Raw genomic sequence first — 5,551 nt, forward strand, 5'->3', positions numbered from 1 at the left:
CCGCTCGGGCTACGCCCTCCCGGCGGTCTCAGGCCGGCGCAACAGTGGCCGACTTTTGCTCCGCCCCGTGGCCGGAAATTATTCCGCCGTTGACACCGGCATTATCGCCATGATCCTCTTCGCGCCGCTTGGAGCGCTCGGCGGTCTGCTTCTGGGATGCATGCGGCTGGTGGATATTCTTGAATTGGTCGGCAGCCTTATTCGATAACGTTCGCATTTAGCCGGAAGAAGCCCCCGCCCCATTCCTTGGGGCTCTTTTTTTGTCATAGGTCGCGCCACCGGTGGCAGCCGCGCGGAATTGATTGGCAGTAACCGGTGTCTGTGAGCTATGGCTGGATAGGCCGTTGTTAGTTCTCGCTGGAGAACAACTCACCGGCCTCGTCGGGGCCTGCTTTGTACCCCTCTGCGGGCTCCGACTGAGACACGAAATACCCTCCGATATGCGCCCGACACGCTGCCACTCTCTTGTACCGAAGGAGGGCTAAACGGCCGGTACTGTAAGCTTCTTGTCACCCCTACGCCTTGCTGGGCAGTCTCGCGAACGCGCGCCGAAGGCATCAATCGCAATTGCCGCATATCAGTTCATCGTAATTTGCAATGCGAATCGACGGGCGCCGGTGTATATAAGCTTCGTCATCATGCTGATGGCTTCCTATAAGCCCGCCTGTTCCTACCCGGCCAGGCGGGCTTTCTGCATCTCGAGTACCGCTGAGATGATTGCGGCGTGCCGATGCGCTAAACCTCAATACACGGTCTATAACTGCTTAGAAGTGGCTATACCTTTGTAGAAGCCACCCCAGCCCTTGAAAAATTCGCAGGGCGCATATCTACGACAGCGGCCTCGATCTTGGCGAGGTCAGACCGCTGCCCCGGGGGAAGCTTTACCGATTGGCAGCGGTCACCCCGCCCTAAATGCGGTGGACTTCATAGCCATTGTTCATCGCCTGTTTAAACACCACGTCAGCCCCAACCTTTAGATTTTGTGCAATCTCTGTCACATCATCTATTGTGATCCTACGTTGATTATGCGGAGACCACCCTCTAATATATTCTATTGGAGCGAGTAGTTCCGCAGCGAAGGCGCGACTAGCCTGCTGGTGTCGCGTAACAGCTTGAGTAAGCAGATGACCAGTTTGGGCGCCGCTTGTCCAAGCTGAAAAAAGTCCGCGCGCAGCTGTAAATCTTCTCTGTTCTTCGAACCGCTGGATGCATGAAATTTTGGCTACGGTTTCGTCTCTTCGCATAGCTCCGACTATCGCAGCGCCCTCGGGCTGGAGATCATTATCCCCGATCGATGCCCGCTTGCTCGGGTCGATGCCAACAGCCTCAAAGAGCCTATCAGCTGCATGCGGATCAGTTTCCGAGATGGAAAGCGAGGCTCTAAGAGACGCGGCAGCGCGCTTCCCACGATACCACGCAGGGGTCGAATGATTATCCTTCGGTGCCGGGACAGCGACCAGTGGCGCTATATTTGTGTCTGGCGAAGACTGCAGAGCAGCAATCGCGAGTTTTGCTGCATGAGCCGTCCTTTTAAATTCTTCCGGGCGGGCAACGAGGCAAAGATCCAATGTATAAGCTTCACCAAGCTTATCACACATCTGATCAAGGATGCGATCAATATCTGGTGTTACTGAATACGGCGATAAACCAAGAGCGCCAATCATCTGGCAATATGATTCTGCTTCCGGATCAGTTTGACCAATTGCCGACCAGTATTTTTGCAGCATTGTTCCGGTTACGTGAGCATCTTCTAGCTGCTTCACAGTTGCTGCGACAAAGCTTTTGAACACTCGTTCGACTACGGAGCGTTCAACAGAAGCTTCGCCACTGTTTGGAAACTTTACATCGGAGAACGGTACTGTCCGAGAGAATGCTCGAATATGGATCTTTGGTCCGTTAGAGACGAAGTTGATCTGGGGGAGATGAAAACCGTGTTGTGCGACCAACGTCGAATGCCGAGATAGAAAATCCCCATCATCCTCAGAACCATCTTCGTTTTTTCTTGGCTCCCAAAGTATCGCCCACCAGTTCTCTGCAATCCATTCCGCTAGAAAGTAAGATGGCAACTCAACGCAATCACCGCCGGGTTCACTATCGGCTCTAAATTGCGTTACATTACGTTCGTTAACTGTTATTTGTAGCGCACACATGGTTGCATCGAGCTCGCTTTGAACTCGTTTGCCTGTTTTCCAAGTTGTATCTACTGAAAACTCGCTCATCACACCAAACCTGAAGGCAACGCCCTCGTCTCAACCGGATATCCGTGATAGATGCCGCCAGCGTTATCGGAGGTGCATGCTTCGTACCACAATCCTCCGGCATTGTGCCATATATGCCTTGGGAATCCATCGGACGTTCTCTGGCGTGAAACCTTCCCCGCTTTTATCGCATCTCGCACTGCATTAGTGGCTTCTCGAAGACTCCACTCCTGGGGACAACGTGACGCAGGCTTTGTCCTGACACGCACACGCCCGTCCGTGTCGGGGCAATGATAAGTGCTTGGATGATATGTGGCGGCTTGAGCAATTTTCTCAAGTGCGAGTACGTCGACCGACTTTTCAAGCGACCTCGGCTTCCCAACAATTTCAGCTATTTTGGCAGGCTTCTTCAAAGCCAGAATCTCCGCATTATCGTGCGCGAAATACAAACAGCAGGTTGAGAAAAAAGTCAAAGTCGAGGTTAACCACCCCCGCCCTTGGTTAGGGCGGGGGTGGGGTGAGTTAGGGGATTAGAGAAAGTTCTTTCGAATTCCATGCGCCATTGCGGCGCCCCAAACCGATCCCGTTACTGCTGCGATCAAATTCAGTCCGGCAACCTGCGATCCCATGAAGAAATCACGTAGGCCGACTGCGCCGCCCGCAAGAAAAATGCTTGCGACAATGGCAACTGTCGCCTTCCCCGGCACAATCTTGGCAATGACCGCGCTAATTGCAGCAAACACGACAAACCGAATGCCGATTGCCCAGTAGCCGAGCACGGAATCAATGTGGATGCGTACCAAGGCCGCACCAAGCAGTGTTAGCAGTATGAGCGCCAAGGCGACGACACGAAGGAAGTTCATGGATATCTGCTATCCTGTCGCCACGATTATCGCAACTTCGACCCGAGCGTCAAAGGCAGTTTTGGTTAGGGTGCTCGTGGTGCTGTTTGAGCCATATCAATTACGGTGCTGCAATATTCTCTAATTTAATATCGTCGCGTGCCACTCTAGCCCGGTAGCACGCGATTACTGGAGCACCCAACTGCCCCGCCCGGCGCGGGGCCTTTTTACGTTCAATTTCCTGAAATTTTCCTCCCGGGACGTTAAGAAGTATTTGCCGCTCCCTCGCCGCGTTTGGGGTTATAGTTTACAACTATCGGCAGAACAGGGCACAGCGCAGTATGGCTGCTCGCGATCCCTCTTTGCCCCAACGCAGAGGGCGCGGTCATGGGCACGGGTCAGGTCACGATAATCCAAGAGCTAAATCACTGGGTGGTTGTTGTCGTTGAGGCAACCGCAACTAACCGAGAGGTTTTCACAGACGGGACTCATGCAGACTCGGCCGGCCAGGCCTTCAGGCTTGGTGTTCGGGTTACCCGTGCATTGGCAGGCGCTAAATTGATCCGCGTCAATGACCCAAAATCGAAATACCATCATTATTAGCGTATGCTGCGATCGAGCGATCTCCTGATCTCTTACCTGCGCTGCTGGGCTCGAACGCAGGCAGCTGCCATGTGATGGCGAGACCCCTTCGCATGCTGGCGACAGCCCCGCCGTTCCCCGCGTCGGGGCTGCTTGAGCCAACCTCAAACGTCTACGACAGGAGAACCATCATGTTGAGATTACAACTGATTGCGATTGGCGCAGCACTTCTTGCCTCTTCTGCGCTGGCCGCCAGCGAGTACTACGTCGAGCATGCCCCCGGCATGAAAGCTTGTTCGGTTGCAGAAAAGAAGCCCGACGGAAAGAAGACCATTGCCGTCGGCGGCGGTCACAAGACCAAGGCCGAAGCCGAGGCGGCCATGAAAGCGAGCCCGGACTGCGGGTACTAGTGCCAGATGGCCCCGTTCAACACGGGGCCACGGTAGTTCTTCCAGGGGAGTCTACATCGAGGAGCACACCACATTGCCTTTCCGAGCCGTGATTCCACTTGAGAATGAACAAATCGATACCGTTGTCGAAGCGGTGTTTCGCTGGTGTCAGGCCAATGGGCAGGATATTGATGGCCCCGCCGGCCAGGCGGCGATGAATGTTGCCGTTTCTTTCGCCATTTCCCGGCGGCCAAACCAGGCTGAATTATCCCGCTTTCTGTCAAGGGAAATGGGTTCTCGGGTTGTGTATATCCGTCCCCATTGGCTAACCAGAAAACGACGGTTGTCAGTGCGTGGGGCGGTAAGACAGTATTGATAATCTGCTGGTCACCAAGAAGCCCATGGTCAGACCGGGGTGTTGTCGGCGCCTTTGCTTTCGGATAAACAATGCTATGCGCACTGCTTTAATCGTAATGGCGATAGCTCTCATTGCAGCGGCGGCAGCTTTCGTCGCGCCGACCCTCGCCTCTTTCGGGATACTATGACCAATCCTACCGCTTCCTGAGGCGTCTCTCCGTGAGGCCTACCTCTTTAGGAGTACCCCTAAATTAGACTAACGAGCGATATCGAGAACGATAATCGAACGGAAGGAATACATCCCGCCCACCGCCACGGTCTTGCCCCAGCGTCAGACTTCGGTCCGATAGCCGGACTGGATGATTTCCGGCACTATATTTCCTCTCGCTATCGCAAGGGGTGGCAAGAGTAGGGTCGCTGCCTTGGGTATTGAGTTGCGGTAGCGACCCCTCACCTGTTGTAACGGCGAACGTTCTCACTGAGGTCGCTGCCAGTTTGATGAGCTCTGGCAACGACCTCACTATTCGGGTTTTCCTTACATACGGAAAATTATCCCTTATTCTGAAGGTGCCCTACGCTATACGCTTGGCACGGGGGCGGGCATGTTGAGGCGATATATTCATCCATCTGATCTCCCGCTTTTCTCGGAGGATCTCGATCGTTGCCAGAAGGTATTCGATATTGTCCGCGAAGAGTTGAGCATCGAGCGGGGAAGCGAAAAGGAAGAGGCTATCGCGGCCTCAATCATACATTTCTATAAACAAGGCCTGCGCGACGAGATGCAGTTACTCATTTTGGCACGGACTGCCGCGATCAGCTGAGCCCGGCCTCTGGAGCCGTCGAACAAACTGCGCCGAGCGAGCGCCACTTGACCGAACGCATCGGCAACCTATCCTATTCGGTGCATATGTTTCCCATGTGCCGTTTGGACCCTCCACTACGCCCGCCTTGTGCGGGCTCTTTTCGTTTTGTGCCCAACGGCCGCCGTCGAATTGAGTGGCTATTGCTCCGCGTCTGTGAGCTTATTGCGGTAAGCCGGGTCTAGTTCGCGCGGGAGCGTGGAATAACTTCCCGGCCTCGTCGGAGCCTGAGATCGTCGGTGGAAAAGTCGGCCACGGTAGCGGCGGAATAGTCCAGCCGCGGGCGGAGTAAAATCCGGCCACCTATTTCCTTTCTGCAATGA

Annotated in this window: 4 protein-coding genes; 2 read left to right on the plus strand and 2 right to left on the minus strand. The window is 54.5% G+C overall.

Going from position 1 to position 5,551, the window contains the following annotated elements; genetic code table 11:
- Window positions 1–208, plus strand: a 208-nt coding sequence (locus tag EV561_RS37800; RefSeq protein WP_207910675.1) for a hypothetical protein, incomplete at its 5' end; no start/stop codon positions are given.
- 700 nt (window positions 209–908) lie between these two features.
- Here EV561_RS37800 and EV561_RS36690 read toward each other — a convergent pair.
- Together EV561_RS36690 and EV561_RS36695 are read right to left on the minus strand one after the other, a co-directional pair.
- Window positions 909–2,219: a hypothetical protein gene (locus tag EV561_RS36690; protein WP_132528740.1), complete on the minus strand. Its 1,311-nt coding sequence runs from the start codon at window positions 2,217–2,219 to the stop codon at window positions 909–911.
- A 509-nt stretch (window positions 2,220–2,728) separates the two neighbouring features.
- Window positions 2,729–3,061: a hypothetical protein gene (locus tag EV561_RS36695; protein WP_132528741.1), complete on the minus strand. Its 333-nt coding sequence runs from the start codon at window positions 3,059–3,061 to the stop codon at window positions 2,729–2,731.
- A 674-nt stretch (window positions 3,062–3,735) separates the two neighbouring features.
- Here EV561_RS36695 and EV561_RS36700 point away from each other — a divergent pair.
- On the plus strand, window positions 3,736–4,032 hold the full coding sequence (locus tag EV561_RS36700) for a hypothetical protein (RefSeq protein WP_245513283.1): 297 nt from the start codon (window positions 3,736–3,738) through the stop codon (window positions 4,030–4,032).
- Window positions 4,033–5,551: the final 1,519 nt, after the last annotated feature.

Source organism: Rhizobium sp. BK376 (genome assembly GCF_004341625.1).
In the GTDB taxonomy this organism is placed as follows: domain Bacteria; phylum Pseudomonadota; class Alphaproteobacteria; order Rhizobiales; family Rhizobiaceae; genus Rhizobium.

Excerpts from the sequence above, each read along its gene's own strand:
- EV561_RS36690 (WP_132528740.1), bottom strand. The coding sequence starts at position 2,219 with ATGAGCGAGTTTTCAGTAGATACAACTTGGAAAACAGGCAAACGAGTT.
- EV561_RS36695 (WP_132528741.1), bottom strand. The coding sequence starts at position 3,061 with ATGAACTTCCTTCGTGTCGTCGCCTTGGCGCTCATACTGCTAACACTG.
- EV561_RS36700 (WP_245513283.1), top strand. The coding sequence starts at position 3,736 with ATGCTGGCGACAGCCCCGCCGTTCCCCGCGTCGGGGCTGCTTGAGCCA.